Raw genomic sequence first — 22577 nt, forward strand, 5'->3', positions numbered from 1 at the left:
GGCTGAGCGAAAACGGCGGCGATTCGGCGATTCAGAATGACGGATTGCCGGAGAAGGGGATACCGCAGTCCCATAAACAACGCGCACGGCAAAGCAGACGCCTTGCGCAAGACAAGGCGCCGACCAACTGGCGGACCTGGATTCCTAGCCCGGACTAGCCTTCGTAGTGCCCGGACGCGGCTTCCTTGGCGGACTTCACGACGACGGCAAAATTGACGTCCTTCGTGATCGACGTGCCGCTCTTGCGGAGATCGGAAACCTCCTTGAGCTTGCTGCCCGCCGGCGGATCGAGCGGGGTGACGGTTCCCGCGCGGAGATCGGCGACCCAAAGACCTTCTTCGCCAGTGATGCTGATGACAACGACTGCGCTCATGTTGTCTTCCCTCCAAGATAACGGTTAAAAGCCTGCCTTCTTGAGGCCCTCTCGGTAGAGGTCCTTATGCCATTGCTCCTTGCTGGGCACTGCCGCCAGCCAGGTATCGACGTCGAAGTTCGGGTTTGCCTCACGCACGCGGCGCACGAGGATGCGCGCCTTGTCGGCATGCCCCATCATAGCCCAGCTGGCGGCCGCCAGGCGATCGGCGAGGCTGGGGTCGGACATCTGGCCGATGTAGTCGATCGACGAGCCAAACTCGCCGAGCGCGTAGTTGGCGCCGGCCGCCGTCCAGAGATACATGTCCGGCGTCAGTGGGTTCAGCTCGATCGCCCGTTCGATCTTCTGCAGCGCCATGCTGGGTCGCGAGCAGTGTACCAGCGTGTCGGCGTGGTCGGCGATGACGTCGGCGTAGTGCGGCGCCAGCGCTTCGGCGACTTCCATCGCCTCGGCGCTCTCGTCGAAATCGCCCTGCAAAAGCTTGGCGACCCCGAATTCGCGGTATCCGTCGGCGAAGTCCGAGCGCTTTTCGATCGCCTGTCGCGAGAGGTTCTCCGCCTGCTTCAAGAGCTCGATATCGCCGCGCGCGGTCAGCAGCCACTCCTTGGAATAGGTGCGTCCCATGGCGCTCAGCGCCGGCGCGAAATCGGGGCTGGCGGCGAGGGCTGCCTTCATCTCCTTGCGCGCACGCCGGAGATTGGGAAGCGTCATTTTGGCCATGTCGCGCTTGCCGACCAGATAGCGGTGATAGGCCACCGGATTGAGCTCGATATCGGCACGCTGCTCTTCATGCCGGGCGATCTCGCGCGAGACGGAGAGGGCGATCTGGCGGGAGATCGCACGCTTGTCGCGCAGCAGATCGAGGCGGTGCAGCCCGAAGCGCTCCGCCCAGAGAACGTGGGCGTCGTCGACGAAGATCAGTTGCCCAAACAACGTCACGTCGTCGTGGCCGCCGCTGATACGCGTCTCCAGCACATAGTTGACGGCCTGCCGCTCGAGGAAGGCGGCCTGCGTTTCCACATTGTGGCCGACCTGGACCGCGGAGTAGGGTGCGATCACCCGCAGGCTGTTGAAAGCGCAGAAGCCGATGGTGATGTCCTCGATCAGCGACGAGGCGATGAGCCCCGCGTCGGGGTTGGCCGATTGGTTGCTCGGTGGAAGCAGAACGAGGCGCGGGATCGCATGGGCTATACTGCCTGCCTCGACGGACAAGCCCGCGGCCGCGCCATTGCGCGAAGGCGCTTTCGCTTCAGCCGCAACCTTGGCGCCGCCGTTACCCTTGTCGGATGCGGAGAACTTGGCTGCGCGTTCGATCAAACCGCGTCGCTTGGCGAAATAATTCTGAAGCGATTCAACGTCCTGCTCCGCGTTGAAGATCTTCAGCAATAACCGCAGCGTTTCCGGATCCTGCGGCTCGGAACGGAAAAGGATGACCGCCGCCTTGCGCAGCACTTCCGCGTCGTCGCGGGTCTGCGCGTCGCCATGCGCCTCTCTCAGCGTGCGTTCGAGAAGCTCGACATGCCGATTGCCCTCATCGACGACCCAGCTTTTGAACTCCCGGCTCTGGATCTTGACCGGGCCGAGGAAGGGCTGGTCTAGCAGCTTGACGAGCCGCCGCAGCCGCGCGAACGGCGCGGAGGCCTCGTCTTGCTGAATGAGCTGGATGTCCGACGTCAGCAGATCACGGTCGATCGCGATCGTGCTGCCCTCGAAGGATACGAAGCTGGATCCGAGATCACTCTGATAGGCCTTCAATCGCGACAGCAGCTTTCGCAAGGTCGTGTCGGATGCGCCGTTATCCGTCTCGCCCCATAAAAAGCGGGCGATCGTGGTTCGGTAGGCCGATCCCGCGTCGAGCGTCAGCAGGTAGGCAAGCAGCAATAGCCCTTTTTCCGGCAAAGCAATGGGGTTGCCATCCTCGCCGGCCAACCGCACCTTTCCAAAGGTCTCCAGAACGAACGTCATGTCACCCCTGATCAGCCCGTTTCTATTGAGCGCCGCCTCATCCCAGCAGGCAGTTTGTCACGATGCGCGCCGACATTCAACAGCTGCATTCGCACTTGCGAGACGCAAAGGTTGTACTATCCTCGCGCTCGGAAGCGTTCACTTTCAGCTTCTCACACTCCGCGTTTGCAAGTGAATGCGCAAAACAACGTATGGTCTTTCGGGCGCGTGAGACAAGATCGGGATAAAGATGCGAGTTATCTTTGCCGGACCAACGCTCTTTGGCGCGGATCTGCCGCCCAGCGGGGATTGTGAGCTGCGTCCGCCCGCAAGGCAGGGCGACGTTTATCGGGCGATCATGGATGGCGCCAACGTCATCGGCCTGATCGACGGCATCTACGAACAGGTGCCGGCCATCTGGCACAAGGAGATCCTGTTCGGGCTGTCGATGGGCGTGCATATGTTCGGCGCCGCCAGCATGGGCGCCTTGCGCGCCGCGGAGTGCGCCACTTACGGAATGATCGGCATCGGCGAAATTTATGAAGGCTTCGCGTCCAACACGCTCGAAGACGATTCCGATGTCGCGCAGGCGCACGCGCCGGCGGAGATGGGTTACCTGCCGCTCAGCGAACCGCTCGTCAACGTCCGAGCCACCGTATCGCGATGCCTGGAGCTTGCTCATATCAGTCGCGAGGAACACGACACCCTCCAGGCCGCCGCCCAAGACATCTTCTTCAAGGAGCGCACCTATCGCCAGCTGGCGCTGCGAGCGTTCGGCGAGGCGGAGCGGGGGGCGCGAATTCTCATGCTGCTGCGCGAGAACAACGTCAATCTGAAACTCCAGGACGCCAAGCTTCTGATCGACAGGGTCACCAAGACACCGGATGAAAAATTCGCGCCGGACTTCACTTGGACATTTCAGGCGACGGATTTCTGGAAGGCCGAGTTTCCGAATGGGCAATGAGGGAGGCGTCGCGCTTGCTTCGCAATCAGTATGTCATGTCAAAGCTGAATAGGGCTGCGACATTGTCAGCCATTTAGAAACGCGACACTGGCTGCTCGGATCAGCCCCCGATCCGACCGGTGTACCGATGCTGGCTTGCAGATAAGGCCAGTCGGTGAACTCCGTGCCGCGATCAAAAGTGATGGAGCGACGCGCAAGATGGGGCAGGGCTTTCAGGGTCTGGACGAGGCCATCCATGACGGGTCTGGATTGCCGGTCATTGTTACGCAGGAAGATGGCAAAGCGGCTCACGCGTTCGACGAGCGACGTCACATTGGCTTTTCCAAACTTCTTGCGGAACTGAATGAGATCGCATTCCCAGTGCCCGAACTGCTTTCGGTCAGCGACAGAAGCAGGGCGCGCAGAATGTTGAGGTCCGGGCTAAACCGTTGGCGATGCTTGCGTCTTGCATGTCGAGGTCGCCGCCGAGCCCGATGCTCCGGGAGGTGCCGCCATAACTTGATCGCCTGGCCGTCGGGCGAATACGCGAACTCATAGGTCGTTTCGTGACTGACCGATATAGGATGACGCTCCAAACGCATCCTTCCGGCAATCTGCTGCGGCGACCAACCGTGCTTGATCCGATCAATCACCGACTGACGGACGCGCGCGAACCGCGCCAGCTTCCTCAGCTTGGCGCGTCGTTCGCAGGCCATGTCATGCGCTGTTACACAGTAATAGCCGTTGAGATCCGGGATGACCTCGTCGATGAACATGTTGCGCTTGATCTCCCGGAAAATCGTTGAGCGATGGCGCCCAAGCTTCTCGGCGATGATGTCAACAGTCAGGCCCGCCATGCGCCAGCGGGCGATCTTACGCCGTTCATCCATGTCGATGTGGGAGTAGGTGCGTTTCATTGCAGCTTCCTTGCGAGTGACAACCCATTGGTATCATTCGCAAGTCGCACTTCATCCTTGAACCCACCCGTGCTGGTTCCAACGTGAATGCAACGCTACTTCGAAACCTACACGCATTGCCTTTCCAGAGCCAATAGATGTCTGCTGAACATCTCCCTTGGCGTTTGAAATCCTAGGCACTTGCGCGGCGTGTCATTCAGCCTGTTACACAGGGAACGGATCTCCTGATTGCTGACATCCAGCACGACCGTTTCTGGCGGCAGGTATCGTCGAACACGCTTGTTTGTGTTCTCGACCGTGCCCTTCTGCCAGGGAGCCTGGGGGTCGCAGAACCAGGCGGTCGTTCCCATGCCGTGCTCGAGCTCGCGCCATGACACGAACTCCAGTCCTCGATCGAATGTCAGGCTTTGCCTGGCTTGGACGGGCAGGGGTGCGAGATGCCGGATCAACTGGTTCATGATCGGCTTCGAGCGCCGGTCATTGTTGCGAAACAGCAGAGTGTAACGGCTCTTGCGCTCCACGACGGTGGCGATGTTTGCGGCGCCATGCTCCTTTCTGAAGATCATCAGATCCGCTTCCCAGTGACCGAATTCACTTCGGGAATTGATGATGTCAGGTCTGTTGCGAATGGCGCATTCCATTGGAAATACGAGGTTTCTTGGCTTGCGTGCATATCTCGGCCGCCGTCTGCGGCGTCGTTCAGGCAGGTGACGCGCCAATTGCTGATCCTGGCCTTCCTGCGAATAGACGTACTGATAAATTGTCTCATGGCTCAGCCGGGTGGCGGCACCACCGGCAAGCCGCAGCCGCCCGGAAATCTGTTCCGGAGACCAGCCATCCTTCAAGCGATCTATCACGGCGGCACACAGACCAGGATCGCGCAGCAGCTTACGGTATTTGCGGCGCCGGTCGACCGCCATCCCATGTGCAGTGACGTGCCAGTATCCTTCGGCAATCGGAACGTCACGATCATGCCAGAAATTGCGTCGCAGTTCCCGGCAGATCGTCGAGCGGTCGCGGCGAAGGGCGCGCGCGATCTCCGCTTGACTGATCTTCTTCTCATGCATCCGCGCGATGATGCGGCGTTCATCCAAACTCAACTGCACAAAAGAGCGGGCCATTCCATCCTCCTGAAACCATGGCCATTATTGTCCTCGTTGCATTTGAAAATGGAATCTGCCCCGGCTACATGCCTTTGTTCGATAATCCATCTTATGGAACTAACGTGACTAAAGAAAATCATCCCGCCGTGGCGTGAAGGTGTCGATCAGCATTCCCTTTTCAAGCGCGACCACCCCGTGCACCAGGTTGGGTGCAACGATGAAGCTCGAGCCGGCATCCAGCCTTGTGGTGACGCCATCCACGGTCACGTCGAAGGCACCCTCGGCGACATAGCTCACCTGGGTATGCGGATGCGAATGCAGCGCGCCGATCGCGCCGGGCTCGAAGCGGAAGGCGACCAGCATCGCCTCGGGGCGATGGGACAGTACGGCGCGGCGGTTGCCGGGCGCGACTTCGGTCCAGGTGATGTCGTCGGGAAGCGTGTAGTGATCGGCCATTATCATCTCCTATCGGGCAAGCCAGCCGCCATCGACCGGCAGCACCGTGCCATGAACATAATCGGAAGCGCGCGACGCCAGATAGACCGCCGTGCCCACCATATCCTCGGCCTTGGCCCAGCGGGCGGCCGGGATGCGCTTGAGGATATCGGCGCTACGCTCGGCATCGGCGCGAAGCGCCTCGGTATTGTTGGTTTCGACATAACCGGGGGCGATGGCGTTCACATTGATGCCCTTCGAGGCCCATTCGTTCGCCATCAGCCTGGTGATCCCCGCAAGCCCGCTTTTCGCCGCCGTATAGGACGGGATGCGGATGCCGCCCTGGAAGGAGAGGAGCGAGGCAATGTTGATGATCTTTGCCGGCGATTGCCGCGCGACCGCGGCCTTCGCGAAGGCCTGGCAGAGGAAGAAGACCGATTTCAGGTTGGTGTCGAGCACCGCGTCCCAATCCTCCTCCGTGAATTCCAGCGCGTCGGCGCGACGGATGATGCCGGCATTGTTGACGAGGATGTCGGGCGAGGCGCCGGCGGCAAGGGCGCGTTCGACAACGGCCTTCGCCTCCCCGGTATCGGACAGGTCCGCCTTGAGCGATACGAACCGGCGCCCCGTCGATGTGACCGCGTCCGCTGTCTCGTCCATCGCCGAGCGGCCGACGCCGACGATATCAGCGCCTGCGTCAGCCAAGCCAACCGCGATGGCCTGGCCGATGCCGGTATTGGCGCCGGTGACGATGGCCCAGCGGCCGGTGAGATCGAAAAGGCTCATCGCAGGTCTTCCATCGGCACCTTGTCCATGTCGGTGAAGCTCATATTATCGCCAGCCATGGCCCAGATGAAGGCGTAACGGCCGGTTCCTGCACCCGAATGTATCGACCAACCGGGCGACAGCACCGCATCATGGTTCTTCAGCACGACATGCCGCGTTTCGCTGGGTTCTCCCATGAAGTGGAAGATGCGCGTCTGCTCCTGCATGCCGAAATAGAGATAGACCTCCATACGCCGATCGTGAACATGCGCCGGCATGGTGTTCCAGACCGAACCCGGCTCGAACATGGTCAGCCCGACGAGCAACTGGCAGCTGTCGCAGACATCGGGGTGGACGTATTGATTGATGGTGCGGGCGTTGGATTCCTCCGCCGAACCCACGACCACCTTCCTCGCCATCTCGCGGGTGATATGAACAGTCGGGCAGGTCCGATGCGCGGGTGCGCTCAAGAGGTAAAAGAGCGCCGGTTCGCCTTGATCGCGGCTTGCGAAGCTCAACGCTCCCTCGCCCATTCCGATATAGAGCGCTTCCTGGAAGCCCAGTTCGTAAGCCTTACCCCCTACGCTGACCGTGCCTGCGCCGCCGATGTTGACGATGGCGGCCTCGCGGCGGTCGAGAAAGCGCTCCGTGCCGGTCTCGGCGATGGCAGCGATCTCCAGAGGCTTCACAGTCGGCACCACGCCGCCGACGATCATGCGGTCGAGGTGGCTGTAGGTGAGATTTGCTTCGCCGGGGCGAAACAGGTTCTCGATCACGAAGCCGTCGCGCAGGCCCTGCGTGTCACGCCTTGCGGCGTCCTCTGGTCCGACGACCTGGCGTACTGATACTGAAATGGTCACGGGCTATGCCCCTTCCGTCTGTTGGGTGGGATCAGGTGAGCACGACATATTCGGTCAGCTGGTTGATCGTCGTGTCCGCCTTGTCGACATCGAACACCTTGGTGCCGTGGCTCATGATCACGAAGCGGTCGCAGACCTGATAGGCGTGGTAGATGTTGTGGGTCACGAGCACGCTCGAGACGTTTTCCGCCTTGAGCTTCAGCACCTGGTTCAACAGCGCCTCTGTCTCGCGCACCGAGAGCGCCGAGGTCGGCTCGTCTAGAAGCAGCACGCGCTTCTTGAAATAGACGGCGCGGGCGATGGCGACGGCCTGTTTCTGGCCGCCGGAGAGATTGCCGACGAGCGTATCCGGGCTATCGATGCCGGAGATATGGACCGCGTTCTGCAGCACCTCCATGGCAATCTCGCGCATTTCGCGCTGGCGCAGGAAGCCGAAGCGATCGGTGAGCTCGCGGCCCATGAAGATGTTGCGAGTGATCGAGAGCGAATCCACCAGCGCCGTATGCTGATAGATGGTCTCGATACCGGCATCGGCGGAATCCGACCGGCAGGTAAACGCCGTCTTCTTGCCGTCGACGCTGAGATAGCCGTCTGTCGGCTTGTGGATGCCGGAGATCAGGTTGACTGTCGTCGACTTGCCGGCGCCGTTGTCACCGAGCAGCCCCACCACTTCGCCTTCGCCGATGTGGAAGCTCAGATTGCGCAGCGCGGTCAGCGCGCCGAAGCTTTTCGAGATGTTGTGCAGTTCAAGAAGATTGGGGGCCGACATCACGCAAGACCTCGCCGCTCGATAAGATGGTTGAAGATGGCGGCCAGCACGATCAGCGTCGCGATGAACATGTCGAGATAAAAGCCAGGCGCGCGCAAAAGAAGCAGCACGTCGGTGATGGTGTGGATGAGGAGCACGCCCAGGAAGATGCCGATGATCGAGCCTCGGCCGCCGCGCAGCGACAGCCCGCCGATGACGCAGGCGGCGATCGCCTGAAGCTCCAGTCCGGCGCCCTGCCCCGGCTGCACGCTGCCGACGCGGGCCGTTGCAATGATGCCCGCAACCGCCGCCATGCCGCCGGCGATCGCGAAGGCCACCAGCTTGACGCGGTTGGTGTTGATGCCGATCGCTTCCGCAGCACCGCGATTGCCGCCGGTGGCGAACACATGGTTGCCGAAGCGGTGATGGTGGACGAGGTAGTGGAAACCGACGACGAAGAGCACGATCCAGATGAAGGCGGCGTTGATGCCGAGCAGCGTGCCTGAGAACAGGCTGGTGAAGATCGGTTCCGGATCGAAGCGAACCTGGACCGCGCCGTTATAGAGCAGCACTGCGCCGCGCCAGAACAAAAGGCCGCCAAGGGTCACGATGAAGGACGGCAGCCCGAAGCGCAGCGTGATGTGGCCGTTGAGCAGGCCGATCATGATGCCGGCGAGAACGCCGAGCGGGGCGGCTATGAAGGCGCTCATTCCGGCGCCGACGAGGCTTGCCATCAGGATGGCGGTGAAGGTGTAAACGGAGCCGATGGAGAGATCGAATTCGCCCGCAATCATCAGCACACCGGCGCCGAGCGCCAGGCAGCCGAGCACGGGGATAGCCTTCATCAGGATCGTCAGGTTTTGCGGCGAGAGGTAGCGGAACTGATCGGGATAGAGCAAGGCGCCTGCGATGCAGACGATCTGCAGCGTCATGAAGACGAGGAAGATCGCGCCTGCCGGCATCGCCATGATCTGCCGGATCATCGGTTGTTTCTGCGTCCGCGACCGGGGCGCGGCACTTGTCTCAAGAATTGGTGTCACGGTCTGGTACTCGATCGATTGGAGACGGAGAACCTGCCGACATCGCCGGCAGGCTCCCACGAAACGCGGTTAGCGGAAGCTGCCGATCAGCGGCTTGACCGAGCTGATGCGCGACTTGTCGAGGAAGGCGCCCTGGCCGGTGTCGACGTCGGTCGGGGTCAGTCCGTACTTCTTCGAGAGCGCGATCTGGGCGATCGGGTAGTAGCCCTGGAGATAGGGCTGCTGGTCCATGGTCGCGAACATCGCGCCTGACTCGACCGCATTGACGATCTCGACCGCGAGGTCGAAGCCGCCGAACGGAACCTTCACGCCCGCATCCTTGATGGCGCCGGCGCCGACGGTCGAGGTGACCGAGCCCGTGCCGAACACGGCCTTGACGTTGGGGTTGGCGATCAGGAACTGCGCCATGATGTTCTGCGCTTCGGCCGGATCAAGCCCGGCGCGAACCGTCTCGACCTTGATGCCGTTTTCCTTCATCGCCTTCTCGATGCCGCCGCCACGCGCGACCGCGAAGCTCGCCTCGGGGATTTCGCGCGGATTGAAGACGACGTCGCCGGACTTCAGGCCGAATTCCTTGATCATCCGGTTGCCGAGTTCGTAGCCGGAGGAGAATTCGTTCATGCCGACATAGGCCTGGCGGCAATTGCCCTTGGCGCCTTCGAGGTCGTCATTGTTGAAGCCGATGACGACGATGCCGGCCTTGACGGCCGCGCAGATGCTTTCGTCGAAGGCATCCGACGAGGAGATGGCGACGGCGATGCCATCGACGCCTGCGGCGGTCGCGCTCTCGATCAGGTCGTTCTGGCGGACCGGATCGTTGTTGGCGTATTGCACGTCGAGATCGACGCCGAACTGTGCCGCCGCGTCCTTGGCGCCCTTCACCACGGGGTTGAAGAACTGGACGCTCGGATCGAGATAGATGATCATCGTTGCCTTGACGTCGGCCGCCAATGCCGTAGATGTCATCATCGTGGCGATACCCGCGGCGAGTGCTGCGGTTTTCAACCTGGTCAATTTCATTTGCGTATCCTCCCTTATGGATGTGCAATGTGGGTCGAAAGACCCAAGTCTCGGCTGGCGGGCTCCGACCAAAGATCACGCCGGCCGAGATTTTCCTCCCAGACGTCCCGCCTTCTCCCAAAAGCGGAAACGCCCTATCCCTTTATCTCCCTGAAGCGCGTCGCGATCTTTCAGATTCGCTCATGCGCTTCAGCTTCTTGTTTCGTCGCATGTCTTTATCCCGAAACCGGTGACCACTTTCGGGAGACATGCTTTAGCCGAACCACGGCGCCGGTCGCCCGAACGTCACGTGCACGCCCTTGAACTGGGAATATTCATCAAAGCCATAGCGGCCGAGTTCGCGGCCGAGGCCGCTTTTCTTGTAGCCGCCGATCGGCAGTTCCGGCGTGCCGTCGATGACGCTGTTGATCCAGCAGCGGCCGGCGCGAATGCGGCGGATGCTCTGCATGGCGTTTTCGAGATTGGTGGACCAGACCGAGGCGGAAAGGCCGAACTCGCTGGCATTGGCGAGCGCCACGGCCTCGTCCGCGGTCTTGAAGGTCAAGGTCGAGAGCACCGGCCCGAAGATCTCCTCGCGGGCGATCGACATCTCCGGCTTCACGCCTGCGAAGACGGTAGGTGCGTAGTAAATGCCGGTGTCCTTTCCGACGCGCTCGCCGCCGAGCAGCAGTTCGGCACCGGACGCGATACCGGCCTCCACGTAGGAATGGACCTTGCCGACATGCGCTTCGGAGATCATCGCGCCGATCTTGGTGCGGTCGTTCAGCGGATCGCCGAAGGTCACCTTGCGCGAGATGTCGAGCAGGCGCTCCATCAATGCGTCTCGAATGCCTTCCTGAACCAAGAGCCGGCTGCCTGAAATGCAGCACTGGCCGCCATTGTGATAGACGCCATAGGCGATGCCATCGGCGGCAGCCTCGAGGTCCGCGTCTGCGAAGACGATCTGCGGACCCTTGCCGCCGAGCTCCAGCCCGACACGCTTGACGCTACGTGCCGCGATCTCGCCGAGCTTTGTGCCGACACGTACGGAGCCGGTGAAGGCGACCATGTCGACGCCAGGGTCTTCGGCGAGCAGCTGGCCGGCCGGATCGCCATAGCCGGTGACGACGTTGAAGACGCCATCGGGAATGCCGGCCTCACGTGCCAGTTCCGCCATGCGGATCGACGTTCCCGAGGTGAATTCGGACGGCTTGAGGACGACCGTGCAGCCGGCGCCGATCGCCCACGGCACGCGTTCGGAGGCAATGATGAAGGGGAAATTCCAGGGGGTGATGATGCCGACGACGCCGACGGCTTCGCGCAGCACCAGACCAAGACGATCGTCGCCGATATTATTGTGCGCTTGCCCCTCCAGCGCGCGCGCCTGGCCGGCGGCGTAGGACCAGAGGTCGGCGCAGAAGCCGATCTCGCCGCGCGCCTGGGCGATCGGCTTGCCGACTTCGAGGCTTTCGGCCAACGCCAGATCTTCCTGATTTTTGAGGATCAGATCGGCCACCTTGAACATCAGACGCGAGCGTTCCGCGCCCGACATGCGCGGCCACGGGCCGGTATCGAAGGCGCGGCGGGCGGCGGCAACGGCCAAGCGTACATCATCCGCCGAAGCTTCCGGCCAGGTGCCGACCACGACGCCCGCGTGACCGGGGCTGACACGATCAATCGTGCGGCCGGATGCGGCATCCACCGACTTGCCATCGACAAGCATCTGGTAGCGGGATTTAATGTTCAGCCGCGGATCACTGGAATCAGGCGCAATGAAATTGGACAGCACGTTTCCCTCCAAGCCGACACATCGTGCCGGCCCTCCCTTTCTTCCCGGCTTTAGGCCACCGGATTTATGTTGCGTTTGGATTGTATGGTACTGTATGGTGGTTTAAATTGGATGTCAACGGATGACGGCGACGAAAGACATGAACCTCGAATCCTTGAAGATTGAGACCGGCGAAACCGCTGCGGCGCAGGTGGAACGCGACCTGCGCGAGCAGATCATCAAGCTGGAACTGGCGCCGGGCACGCGGCTCTCCGAGCAGGAGATCGCGACCCGCATGGGCGTCTCGCGACAGCCGGTGCGCGAGGCGCTGATCGCGCTCGGGAGGTCGAAGCTGGTCGATGTGCGCCCCAACAGAGGCACGGTCGTCGTCCGGATCTCGGCGCGGCAGATGATGGAGGCGCGTTTCGTGCGCGAGGCGCTGGAGACAGCGGTTGCGCGGCGCGCCAGTGAGAGCTTCGACAGCTGGACGCGCCGCCGGATCGACACGATCATCGGCAAGCAGCGGATGGCCATGGGGGCGCACGATCACAACGCATTCCGGCGCGAGGACGAGCAGTTCCATATCGCGATTGCCGAAGGCGCCGGCTGCAGCCTGGCCTGGAACGCCATCGCCGACATCAAGGCCCACATGGACCGTGTCTGCAATCTGCAGCTTCGCCACCCCGATTCCATGATGCGGCTGATTGCGGAGCACGAGGCGATCATTACGGCGATCGACGGACGCGACGCGGACGCCGCCGCTGGCGCTATGCGCGCGCATCTCAATGGGATCTTGTCGGATTTGCCGCAGATCGAGGCGGATAATCCCGACCTGTTCGAATGATGCGGCGCTGAGGGTGTTCAGCCGGGGAGCTGCTCTCCGCTCTTGTTATTGCTAATAAATATGAGTATTAAAATCATCTTTCTTTCGATATGCTCCTTGGTGTGGCAAGGGCGTGGATGATTAAGAGATGGCGCAAGGGTCATGCCGTGCGCATGCGCCGCCATCTCAGCGTAAACGGATCTTGGCATTGGCTTTCTGGCACACGATGAAATGGCACACCGAGGGAATTCGGGTCGTTGCTCCGGTGAAATGGCGCCAGTTCGATGGCCTGGTGAGCGCCTACTGGGAAGCAGAAAGCCAGTCTGGGGCGAAGGGCTATTATCTGGCCGATGATCCGCGCATCATGATCTTCTTCAACGACGTCTCATCTCAGATCCATGTGTCGAACCAGAACGGCGACTTCTCCAACAATGCCCGATCGATGACCCGTGCCATCTATGTGCCTGCGGGAGTGCCGATGTGGACAACCAGCCGATCCACGCACCGGTTCTCACATCTGAACCTGCATATGCACAAAGACCGGATTTTGAAGTTTCTATCGCCTTCGCTTGGCAGCTCGGCCGCGCTATCGGCCCTGCGTCGGCCGGTGGAGATCCAGGATGCGGGCGCCGTCCAGACGTTGGGCGGGCTGCTCGTCGACGAGATAGCGAAGCCGTCGCGCCATGCCCTCTATGCCGAAAGCCTGATTGGCAGCATCGTCACGGGACTTCTCGACCTGCCGGACGAAGGCAGCGAGAAACGTGACGGCCGCATGACGCAGGCGCAGATGAACAGGCTCACCGCTCGCATGGACAGGACAAGCGATTACCGGATGTCCGTCGCCGACATGGCGGCGACGGTCGGCTTGTCGGAGAGCTGGTTCGCCACCGTTTTCAAGCAGACCACCGGCAAGACCCCGCTACAATGGCAGCTTGCCAAGCGCATCGACCTCGCAAGAACCTTGCTGGACGAGGGCGTGACGGTTGCCGGCGTGGCGGCCCAGCTCGGCTTCTCCGATCAGGCGCATTTCACCAAGGTCTTCAGACAGATCGTTGGCGAAACACCGGCTGCCTGGCGGCGAATTCGTCAGGGTATCTAAGGCGAAAGTCCCGCCGGCACATGGCGGGCGGGACAGTCCGTGTTTTCAAGGTTCGATCACCAGGTCTGGCGCAGCGTTGCCATGATCGTGCGGCCGGGATTGTAGTAGACCGCGCCACCATCCTTGCTGGCGACGTGCTTTTCGTCGAACAGGTTGCTGGCGTTCAGCTGGAGCGTCGTGTTCTCGGCGAACTTGTAGGTGAAGGCGGCATCGAACACGACCGCGCTATCGGCTGAAATCGTGTTGGTGATGTTGGTGAAGTAGGCGCCGGTATAGCGCGCGCCGAGACCAAAGGTCATGTCGCCGCGAGGGCCATCGCCTTCCAGCGTATAGGTACCCCACACCGAAGCGAAATGCTTGGGAACGCGCATCAAGCGGTTGCCGTCGTTCACGCCGCCCGGCTCGTCGATGCGGGAATCGATGTAGCTGTAGCTGGCGATCAGGTTGATGTTGTCCGTCATCTCCGCCTTGGCTTCGAATTCGAAGCCGCGATGCCGGACCTTGTCGACCGTGATCGGAAGATAGGTGACCTGATCGGCAACGGTGATATTGCCCTTGGTCAGATCGTAGACCGAAGCGGTGAACAAGGCAGGAAATGCGTCGGGCTTGTATTTGACGCCGACTTCATACTGCTTTCCGGTCGTCGGATCAGCGCCCACGGCAGGTGGAGCAGCGGATTCGGCGTAGCTCGCATAGGTCGCCCATTCATCGGTCAGCTTGTAGCTGACACCGATGCGCTTGGTGAACTCGCTATGAGTGCCCGAGGTGGTCACGCCGGTGAGCTGGTTCGTCTCGTCGAGGTCGAGCCAGTCATTGCGCAAGCCGACGCTGACCGTCAGTCTGTCGAAAAATGTCAGATCCTGCTGCAGATACACTGCTGCCGTCTTCTGGTCGTTCAGGGTGCTCGAGTAAGGCGACATTGGGCCAGGGCCACCCGTGTAGACTGGATTCAGCCAGTCGATCGAAGGTGCCCCCGTGTAGAAATTGTCGCTGTCCGACTTGAACGCGTTGTACTCGCCACCGAGAAGCGTTCGGCTCTCGACGTTGTCGAAATTTGCTTCGTAGGCAAGATTCGCGTCGATGATGAACTGCTCGTTCGACCTCTCGTTACCGAAGAAGTAGCGGCCGGCTGTTGTGGAACCGTCGGTCGGTGTGCTTCCGATATAGGCGCTGCCGAAACCATCGTTCGACTTGCTGTAACGCGCCTTGGAGCTGAAGCTCAGACCGTTGTCGAACTCGTGGTCGAACATCACGTTCAGAGTGTTGCGGTTCGTCGAGTTGAAATAATAGTCCGGCTCGCCGAAGAATGCGCTCGGGTCGAGATCGGTGCCGAGCGGATGGCCGCCGCTGCCGGGAACGCCGTCCTTGTCGAGGTGGTCGTAAACGACGGTGAGGTTCGTTGCGTCCGTCGGGCGCCACGTCAGGCCGCCCATGATGAAGTTCTCGTCGTTCTGCGAGTAATCATACTCGTCGTCCGCCCGTTGCAACTTGCCGGTCAGGCGATAAGAAAGCGTGTCATCCGCGGTGATGTTGTCACCGAAATCAAAGCCGGTTTCCTTGTGCGAGAAAGAGCCTCCCGTCGCATAGACTTCGCCGAAGCGTTCCGACTTTGGCGTCTTGGTGACGTAGTTGACAGAGCCGCCCGGTTCCGCCGAACCGAAGCTCGAGGAACTGGCGCCCTTCAGGATTTCGATGCGCTCGAATGCGTAGGGCTCTTCGCGGACACCGGCAAACGTTCTGCCGATCGCCAGGCCGTCACGATAGGTGTAGGGCGTAAAGCCGCGAATATCGAAATAATCGAAACGATCGTCCGAGCCGTAGAAGTCGGTGACGACACCAGAGGTGTACTGCACGACCTTTTCCATCGTGTCGGCATTGCGCTCTTCGATTTCCTTGGAGGTAATGACCGAAACGGAGGCCGGTGTGTCCAGGATCTCGGTCGCCAACTTGCCGGCGCCGGTGGTCTGCGTGGCGACGATCGACTTCGAATCGTTACTGGTATCAATCCTGGTGCCCGAGGCCTTGCGCCCTTCCAGAACGATCGGCGCCAGCGTCGTCGCGGAATCCGAGCTGGATGCGTCCTGCGCAAAGGAGACGGCAGGAGCGAGAGCGCCGATGGCCGTGCATCCCAGCAGCACCGCCTTGCGCCAGCGAAGACGGGTTCGTTGAGAGCGCAGGCCTTTTGTTTCGATATTCATATTCGCGTTCCAGAAGCTGATTTCACCATGGTAGACACCCGGTGGAGACCGAAAGTGCATGCCGGTTGCAGGGGAACGCACCAGACGACGTTGCGAAATGCGCGAAGCAGTCGCCAGTCGGCATGGTCTCGTCTACATCCCCGGTCACAGCCTCTAACTTGAGCGAGATTGTCTAGTATTGTAAGTTTTCCGCGTTTTGTAGGATACCATGGGAATCTCGCCTGCCTGGCCATTCGACAAACGCATTGCCGTTGACGCTCACGCCTTAACCTGAAAGTGAGGGTCCACTTATACGTTCGGCGGAGTTTGCACAATGTTTCGGTTCTGGCGCCTTACCCTCGCGGTGGTGATATGCGCATTGATGATGCCCATTCGCGGCGCGTTCGCCGATGAGGGCGTCACCTACCCCATCACCATAAAGCACGCGCTCGGCACGACGATCATCCCGAAAAGGCCCGAACGGATCGCCACCGTCGCCTGGGCGAACCACGAGGTGCCGCTCGCGCTTGGTGTCGTGCCCGTGGGCTTTGCGAAAGCCAATTTCGGCGATGATGACGGTGATGGTCTTTTGCCCTGGGTCGCTGAGAGGCTGAAGGAACTTCACGCCGACAAGCCCGTGCTGTTTGACGAGGGGGATGGTATCGACTTCGAGGCGGTCGCGGCCACGCATCCCGACGTCATCCTCGCCTCATACTCCGGACTCAGCCAGGCCGATTACGATACGCTGAGCCAGATCGCCCCGGTTGTCGCCTATCCTGACGCCGCTTGGTCCACCGACTGGCGCGAGATGATCCGCCTCAATAGCGCCGGCATGGGGATGGCGCCGGAGGGCGAGGCGCTGATCAAGAAGATCGAAGGCGAGATCGCTTCGGCTGTGGCCACGCACCCGGAGATTCGCGGCAAGAAGGCCATGTTCGTCACGCATCTCAACCCACTCGACCTCAGTACAATCAACTTCTACACGACCAACGATACACGCGTGAAATTCTTCAAGGATCTCGGGCTCGAGAGCCCGAAGAGCGTTGTCGATGTCTCGCAACCCGGCAAATTCTCGGGCTCGATCAGCGCCGAGCGCATCGACATGTTCGACGACGTCGATCTCGTCGTGACCTATGGCAATATGAAACTGCTGTCGGCGGTCACGGCAAACCTGCTGATGTCCAAGATGCCGGCTGTCGAAAAGGGGGCGATCGTTATTCTCGGCGCAAACAGCGTCGGGACAGCCGCGAATCCCACACCGCTCTCGATCTCCTGGGTGCTGAAGGACTATGTCGCTTTGCTTGCCGAGGGCGTGGAAAAGTCGAAATGACTTCATCGAGAAAGACGGTCGCGCCGGCGGCCATCGCCGCACGGTCGAACGGCGCCCGGGGCCTGTGGCTGGCGGGTCTGTTCATGCTGCTCGTGGCATTGCTTGCGCTGTCGATCACCGTCGGCACGCGTCAGGTGCCGTGGAGCGATATCGGCGCGGCGCTCTTCGGACATGTCGATGATATCGGCCAGGCTGCGGTTGCCGTTCGCGTCCCACGTACTGTCCTTGCCATGCTTGCCGGCGGCGCGCTTGGGCTTGCGGGTGCGATCATGCAGGGCGTGACGCGCAACCCGCTGGCCGATCCCGGTATCCTTGGCGTCAACATGGGCGCCTCGCTTGCCGTGGTCGTCGGCGTCGCATGGTTCAACATCGCCTCCGCCGAAGCCTATGTCTGGACAGCGATTGTTGGTGCCGGCTGCTCTGCCTGCTTTGTCTACACCATCGGCTCGTTGGGCCGTGGCGGCGCGACGCCGCTGAAGCTGACGCTTGCTGGCGCTGCGACCTCGGTCGCCTTCGCCTCCATGGTGATCGCCGTCGTTCTCCCACGCGCCGATATCGCCGGCGGCATACGCTCATGGCAGATCGGCGGCGTCGGCGGGGCGGCCTTTGAGCGGATCGTGCCGGTTCTGCCTTTCCTGGCGGTGGGATTTGCGATCAGCTTCCTTTCCGCCCGGAAACTCAACTCGCTTGCGCTGGGCGACGATCTGGCGGCCGGGCTCGGCGAGCGTGTGGCAGTGGCGCGCGGCATGGGCGCGCTTGGTGCCATTCTGCTCTGCGGCGCGACAACGGCAATCTGCGGACCGATCGGTTTCATAGGCCTCGTCGTCCCGCATCTCTGCCGGCTGCTGATCGGCGTCGATCACCGCTGGCTCCTCCCCTTCTCCGCCATCGGCGGCGCCTGCCTGCTCCTTGCCGCCGACATCGTCGGACGCATCGTCGCTCGTCCGGCCGAGCTCGATGTCGGCGTTGTCACCGCCCTGATCGGTGCGCCGTTCTTCATATGGATCGTCAGACGCCAAAGGGTTCGTGAACTGTGACCATGCCTTCGGCCATATCAGGTTTGACCGCCACCAGCCGTCGCCGTCGCGGTCGCAGGCATGCGGCCGTCGTGCTTGCGCTTCTGTTGCTCGTCATCGCCATCTTCGCGTTCACGCTCTCGGTCGGGCAGACGGTGACACCGCCGGGCGATGTCCTTCGCGTGCTGATGGGAGAGACCGTACCGGGCGCGAGCTTCACGGTCGGTCAGCTGCGCTTGCCGCGCGCTGTGCTTGCCATTCTCGCCGGCTTGAGTTTCGGTCTCGGCGGCGTGGCTTTTCAGGTCATGCTGCGCAATCCGCTCGCCAGCCCCGATATTATCGGCATAAGCTCGGGCGCCGGCGCGGCGGCCGTGTTCGCGATCATCGTGCTGTCGATGAAGGGACCATTCGTTTCGATCTTCGCGGTGGTCGCGGGGCTTGGCGTTGCCCTCTTGGTCTACGGCCTCTCGTCACGAAACGGCGTGGCGGGGACGCGTCTGGTTCTGGTCGGGATCGCGGTCTCGGCCATGCTGGAGAGCATCATCTCCTATATCCTGTCGCAGGCGCCGGCGTGGAACCTGCAGGAGGCTATGCGCTGGCTGACGGGCAGCGTCAACGGCGTGCAGCTTGGCCAGGCTGCGCCGCTTCTCTTGTCGCTCATCGTCTTCGGCGGTCTTCTCTTGAGCCGGAGCCGAGACCTTGAGGCGCTCCGGCTTGGCGATGATACGGCGGCGGCACTCGGAGTGCGCGTATCGCGAACCCGCATCATGATCATCATCGGTGCCGTCGGCGTCATCGCAACAGCGACGGCCGTGACTGGCCCTATCGCCTTTGTCGCATTCCTTGCCGGTCCGATCGCCGCCCGCATCGTCGGCGGCAGCGGATCGCTCCTCGTCCCCTCGGCGCTGATCGGCGCCGTCTTGGTGCTCGGCGGCGATTACATCGGGCAGTTCCTGTTACCCGGCCGCTATCCTGTTGGCGTGGTGACCGGCGCACTCGGCGCTCCCTATCTGATTTTCCTGATCGTCCGCGTCAACCGGACCGGAGGTTCCCTATGATGGCTCGCACTCTGACAGCAGGCAATCTCTCTGCGGGCTACGGCGAAACGGAAATCCTGCACGGCCTCGACCTCGCTGTCCCGCCCGGCAAGATAACCGTGATCGTCGGCGCCAATGCCTGCGGTAAGTCCACTCTGCTCCGAGCGATGTCGCGGCTTCTGTCGCCCATCGCGGGACAGGTGCTTCTCGATGGGAAATCCATCCACAAGACACCGCCACGAGAGCTGGCGCGCACCCTGGGGCTGCTTCCCCAGTCGCCGGTCGCACCGGAAGGCATCACGGTTGCCGACCTCGTCAGCCGCGGCCGGCATCCGCATCAAAGCCTTTTCTCGCGCTGGAGCAGCAAGGACGATGAGGCGGTGGATGGCGCTCTTGCGGCGACAAACACGGCGGAACTCGCCGATCGGGCTGTTGACGAATTGTCCGGCGGCCAGCGCCAGCGCGTGTGGATCGCCATGGCGCTGGCGCAAGCCACCGATATTCTTCTGTTGGACGAACCCACGACGTTCCTCGACATCAGCCATCAGATCGAAGTCCTCGATCTCCTGACCGATCTCAACCGGGAACGCGGCACCACCGTCGTCATGGTGCTCCACGATCTCAATCTCGCCGCGCGCTACGCGGACTATCTCGTTGCGATGAGCGATGGTCGCGTGCACGTCACGGGCGCGCCGGAACAGGTCTTGACCGAAGACAACGTCCGGCAGGTCTTTGGGCTTGAGAGCCGCATCATCATCGATCCCACATCCGGCCGCCCCATCATGCTTCCGATCGGTCGCAACCACATGGCGCCGAGCGTGAGCGCAAAGGAGAAGGTGAAATGAACACCACCCAGGAATTCAAGCTCTCCGGCATCGCTATTCCGAGGGACGCCGCCCAGATGCTGAGCGAGATCTGCGAGCACTTCGTCGAACATGCGGACGTGAGGCGCACGGAGAACGGGGCGCTTCTCACCAGCAAGCTTGGTTGCGCCGACATACGCATCGACGATCAGCGGCTATCGATCGAACTGACTTGCCCTTCACAACAGGCATTGCAGATGAGCCGGACCAGCATTGCCGAGCATCTTTTCTACTTCGCTGGTGACGATGCGCTGGAGCTGTCCTGGTCCCAATCCGCAGCGCTTGCGCAATTGCCCAATATCCACGAGGCGACGGTAGTCTCGGCCGAGAATGTCACGCCGCATATGCGCCGGGTCAAATTCAGCTGCGCCGATGTCAGGCCGTTCATCGGTGGCGAGATGCATGTCCGCCTGCTCGTCCCGCCCAGAGGCCGCCGGCCCGTATGGCCGGGTCTTCGCGAGGACGGTCGTGTTGCCTGGCCGGAGGGCGAGGACGCCTTATTGGTGCGTGTCTACACGATCCGCGCGGTGGATATCGAGCGGGGCGAGCTCTGGATCGATTTTCTGCAGCATAGCTCTACCGGCGTCGAGACGCCTGGAGCGGATTTCGCTCGCGATGCCCTGCCGGGAGACAGGGTGGCCTTGCTTGGTCCAGGAGGTGGAGCGCTTCCCGAGGCAGGCAATCTGCTGTTGGCCGGAGACGAAAGTGCCCTCCCCGCCATCGCGCGCATCGTTGCGGAGATGTCTGCGGGCACGCGAATTCAGGCGATTATCGAAGTCGCGGATGAGTCGGAAGAGCAACCACTGCCATCTGGCGCTGCACTTGCTGTCCGCTGGGTGCATCGCCGAAGCTATGGAGCGGGCGAAGGCAATACTCTCCGCAAGGAGGTCGAGACCGCGATTGGCTCGATGACCGACGATACATTCGTCTGGGCTGCCTGCGAGAAGGAAGACATCCGTTCGATAAAGGCCCGCTTGAGGGCCATCAAGCACGACCGGAAGAGAATGTATGTGGCTTGGTACTGGGAGAAAAAACAAAGGCCCGCTTGAGCAGGCCCTTCGGAAGCAATCAGGTAGTGAGGTTGATCAGCGACCGTATACGCGACGCTTCAGATCAGAGCGGTTAACACCGATGTCCTTGAGGGCAGCGTCGTCAAGGCGGGAAAGTTCACGGTATGCTTTGCCGAGCTGAAAATACTCGACAATCCTGTTGGCGATTTTCATTGCATTTCTCCTTTTTGAATGCCCAATTATTTATCTCATTGCCCGGATAATGAGCAGAGATAAATTTGCATAAGAGGCATCCGAGAATCGCAATCGGTCCTGCCGGAAAGGCAAATGCGCACCCTGGCGTGCGCAGCCGACGACATGAGCCGGCCGCATGCGCCAGAGTGATTGATCAATACCCGGTTATGCCTTGATGAAGGCCAGCAGATCGGGGTTGATGACATCCGCATCAACCGTCAGCATGCCGTGCGAGAAGCCGGGATAGACCTTCAGCGTACTGTTCTTCAAAAGCTTCGCCTGCAACAGCGAGGCATCCTTGTAGGGCACGACCTGGTCGTCATCGCCTTGCAACACCAGCGTCGGCACGGTGATCGCCTTCAGATCTTCCGTCTGGTCCGTTTCCGAGAACGCCTTGATGCCGTCATAGTGCGCCTTGGCCGAGCCCATCATGCCCTGCCGCCACCAGTTGTCGATCACGCCCTGTGATACCTTCGCGCCAGGCCGGTTGAACCCGTAGAAGGGACCGGAGGCGACGTCGATGTAGAACTGGGCGCGGTTGGCGGCGAGCGCCGCGCGGAAGCCATCGAAGACTTCCATTGGCGTGCCATCCGGGTTGCCCGGTGTCTTCAGCATCAGCGGGGGAACGGCGCTGACCAGCACTGCCTTGGCAACACGGCCCTGTGGCTGGCCATACTTGACGACATAGCGAGCAACTTCACCGCCGCCGGTGGAGTGACCGATGTGGACCGCGTTGCGCAGATCAAGGTGTTCGGCAACGGCGGAGGCATCGGCGGCATAGTGGTCCATGTCATGACCGTCGCTTACCTGCGCGGAACGCCCGTGGCCACGACGATCATGAGCAACGACACGGTAGCCCTTGCTGACGAAGAACAGCATCTGCGCGTCCCAATCATCGGACGAGAGCGGCCAGCCATGGTGGAAAACGATCGGCTGGGCGTCCTTCGGACCCCAATCCTTGAAGAAGATTTCAACGCCATCTTTCGTCTTCACAAAGTTTCCGGTCATGGGAGTTGCTCCTTTTGCAGTGTGTGGTGTCTTTTGCTTCGCGGCGAAGGCTGGGGTGGCCATCGCGAATGAAATCGTTGCTCCG

21 protein-coding genes and 1 pseudogene are annotated in these 22577 nt (G+C 61.4%); 8 read left to right on the forward strand and 14 right to left on the reverse strand.

Features of this window, described 5'->3' with window-relative positions; all coding sequences use genetic code 11:
- Nucleotides 1–154: 154 nt before the first annotated feature.
- Nucleotides 155–373, reverse strand: a complete 219-nt coding sequence (locus tag ACVTFQ_RS22465) for a hypothetical protein (RefSeq protein WP_113176727.1) — start codon at nt 371–373, stop codon at nt 155–157.
- 24 nt (nt 374–397) lie between these two features.
- On the reverse strand, nt 398–2338 hold the full coding sequence (locus ACVTFQ_RS22470; protein ID WP_113176728.1) for a hypothetical protein: 1941 nt from the start codon (nt 2336–2338) through the stop codon (nt 398–400).
- A 229-nt stretch (nt 2339–2567) separates the two neighbouring features.
- Between ACVTFQ_RS22470 and ACVTFQ_RS22475 the strand changes: the two genes are divergently transcribed.
- A complete protein-coding gene (locus ACVTFQ_RS22475) occupies nt 2568–3281 on the forward strand; it encodes a TfuA-like protein (RefSeq protein ID WP_113176729.1) in 714 nt (237 codons plus the stop codon).
- 66 nt (nt 3282–3347) lie between these two features.
- Here ACVTFQ_RS22475 and ACVTFQ_RS22480 read toward each other — a convergent pair.
- From ACVTFQ_RS22480 to ACVTFQ_RS22520, 9 genes and pseudogenes are all read right to left on the reverse strand, one after another.
- A pseudogene (locus tag ACVTFQ_RS22480) lies at nt 3348–4177 on the reverse strand (IS30 family transposase); the annotation flags it as partial.
- Nucleotides 4178–4284: 107 nt separating this feature from the next.
- On the reverse strand, nt 4285–5298 hold the full coding sequence (locus tag ACVTFQ_RS22485; protein ID WP_113201195.1) for an IS30 family transposase: 1014 nt from the start codon (nt 5296–5298) through the stop codon (nt 4285–4287).
- 108 nt (nt 5299–5406) lie between these two features.
- Complete coding sequence (locus ACVTFQ_RS22490) at nt 5407–5742, reverse strand: cupin domain-containing protein (protein WP_409527962.1); 336 nt, start codon at nt 5740–5742, stop codon at nt 5407–5409.
- Between the two features lie 3 nt (nt 5743–5745).
- Nucleotides 5746–6501: a 2-dehydro-3-deoxy-D-gluconate 5-dehydrogenase KduD gene (gene kduD, locus ACVTFQ_RS22495; RefSeq protein ID WP_112437412.1), complete on the reverse strand. Its 756-nt coding sequence runs from the start codon at nt 6499–6501 to the stop codon at nt 5746–5748.
- The gene (gene kduI / locus ACVTFQ_RS22500) at nt 6498–7340 is read right to left on the reverse strand and encodes a 5-dehydro-4-deoxy-D-glucuronate isomerase (protein WP_112950162.1); all 843 of its coding nucleotides are present in this window, start codon (nt 7338–7340) and stop codon (nt 6498–6500) included. Before kduI ends, kduD begins: the two co-directional genes overlap by 4 nt.
- Before the next feature lie 31 nt (nt 7341–7371).
- Nucleotides 7372–8109 carry an ATP-binding cassette domain-containing protein gene (locus ACVTFQ_RS22505; RefSeq protein ID WP_016554332.1) on the reverse strand — a complete coding sequence of 246 codons (738 nt, stop codon included), beginning with the start codon at nt 8107–8109 and terminating at the stop codon, nt 7372–7374.
- Nucleotides 8109–9128 carry an ABC transporter permease gene (locus tag ACVTFQ_RS22510; RefSeq protein ID WP_313760874.1) on the reverse strand — a complete coding sequence of 340 codons (1020 nt, stop codon included), beginning with the start codon at nt 9126–9128 and terminating at the stop codon, nt 8109–8111. Before ACVTFQ_RS22510 ends, ACVTFQ_RS22505 begins: the two co-directional genes overlap by 1 nt.
- A 69-nt stretch (nt 9129–9197) precedes the next feature.
- The gene (locus ACVTFQ_RS22515) at nt 9198–10148 is read right to left on the reverse strand and encodes a sugar ABC transporter substrate-binding protein (RefSeq protein ID WP_047503633.1); all 951 of its coding nucleotides are present in this window, start codon (nt 10146–10148) and stop codon (nt 9198–9200) included.
- A 253-nt stretch (nt 10149–10401) separates the two neighbouring features.
- Nucleotides 10402–11916, reverse strand: a complete 1515-nt coding sequence (locus tag ACVTFQ_RS22520; protein ID WP_113176893.1) for an aldehyde dehydrogenase family protein — start codon at nt 11914–11916, stop codon at nt 10402–10404.
- 121 nt (nt 11917–12037) lie between these two features.
- On the opposite strand from ACVTFQ_RS22520, the gene ACVTFQ_RS22525 reads away from it, so the two are divergent.
- Together ACVTFQ_RS22525 and ACVTFQ_RS22530 are read left to right on the forward strand one after the other, a co-directional pair.
- Complete coding sequence (locus ACVTFQ_RS22525; RefSeq protein WP_162718273.1) at nt 12038–12739, forward strand: GntR family transcriptional regulator; 702 nt, start codon at nt 12038–12040, stop codon at nt 12737–12739.
- Nucleotides 12740–12926: 187 nt separating this feature from the next.
- The gene (locus ACVTFQ_RS22530; protein ID WP_112437407.1) at nt 12927–13817 is read left to right on the forward strand and encodes a helix-turn-helix domain-containing protein; all 891 of its coding nucleotides are present in this window, start codon (nt 12927–12929) and stop codon (nt 13815–13817) included.
- 56 nt (nt 13818–13873) lie between these two features.
- On the opposite strand, the gene ACVTFQ_RS22535 is transcribed toward ACVTFQ_RS22530, so the two are convergent.
- Nucleotides 13874–16015 (reverse strand): TonB-dependent siderophore receptor, encoded by a 2142-nt coding sequence (locus tag ACVTFQ_RS22535; RefSeq protein WP_113176761.1) that lies wholly within the window; start codon nt 16013–16015, stop codon nt 13874–13876.
- Nucleotides 16016–16376: 361 nt separating this feature from the next.
- Here ACVTFQ_RS22535 and ACVTFQ_RS22540 point away from each other — a divergent pair, with 361 nt between their 5' ends.
- Genes ACVTFQ_RS22540 through ACVTFQ_RS22560 form a run of 5 tightly spaced genes read left to right on the forward strand, consistent with a single transcriptional unit; the run spans nt 16377 to nt 21289 of the window.
- Nucleotides 16377–17324 carry an iron-siderophore ABC transporter substrate-binding protein gene (locus ACVTFQ_RS22540; RefSeq protein WP_470424171.1) on the forward strand — a complete coding sequence of 316 codons (948 nt, stop codon included), beginning with the start codon at nt 16377–16379 and terminating at the stop codon, nt 17322–17324.
- A complete protein-coding gene (locus ACVTFQ_RS22545; protein ID WP_162741332.1) occupies nt 17321–18361 on the forward strand; it encodes a FecCD family ABC transporter permease in 1041 nt (346 codons plus the stop codon). Before ACVTFQ_RS22540 ends, ACVTFQ_RS22545 begins: the two co-directional genes overlap by 4 nt.
- A gap of 2 nt (nt 18362–18363) precedes the next feature.
- A complete protein-coding gene (locus ACVTFQ_RS22550; RefSeq protein WP_112436008.1) occupies nt 18364–19398 on the forward strand; it encodes a FecCD family ABC transporter permease in 1035 nt (344 codons plus the stop codon).
- Nucleotides 19395–20222 (forward strand): ABC transporter ATP-binding protein, encoded by an 828-nt coding sequence (locus ACVTFQ_RS22555; protein WP_112436007.1) that lies wholly within the window; start codon nt 19395–19397, stop codon nt 20220–20222. The genes ACVTFQ_RS22550 and ACVTFQ_RS22555 overlap by 4 nt, the downstream gene beginning before the upstream one ends.
- Nucleotides 20219–21289, forward strand: coding sequence for a siderophore-interacting protein (locus ACVTFQ_RS22560; protein WP_112436006.1), 1071 nt, complete (start codon nt 20219–20221; stop codon nt 21287–21289). Before ACVTFQ_RS22555 ends, ACVTFQ_RS22560 begins: the two co-directional genes overlap by 4 nt.
- A 36-nt stretch (nt 21290–21325) precedes the next feature.
- On the opposite strand, the gene ACVTFQ_RS22565 is transcribed toward ACVTFQ_RS22560, so the two are convergent.
- Nucleotides 21326–21463 (reverse strand): DUF1127 domain-containing protein, encoded by a 138-nt coding sequence (locus tag ACVTFQ_RS22565; protein WP_111565103.1) that lies wholly within the window; start codon nt 21461–21463, stop codon nt 21326–21328.
- 186 nt (nt 21464–21649) lie between these two features.
- Nucleotides 21650–22492: an alpha/beta fold hydrolase gene (locus tag ACVTFQ_RS22570; RefSeq protein ID WP_409527951.1), complete on the reverse strand. Its 843-nt coding sequence runs from the start codon at nt 22490–22492 to the stop codon at nt 21650–21652.
- Between the last annotated feature and the right edge of the window lie 85 nt (nt 22493–22577).

The organism is Rhizobium sp. O111, assembly GCF_055616315.1.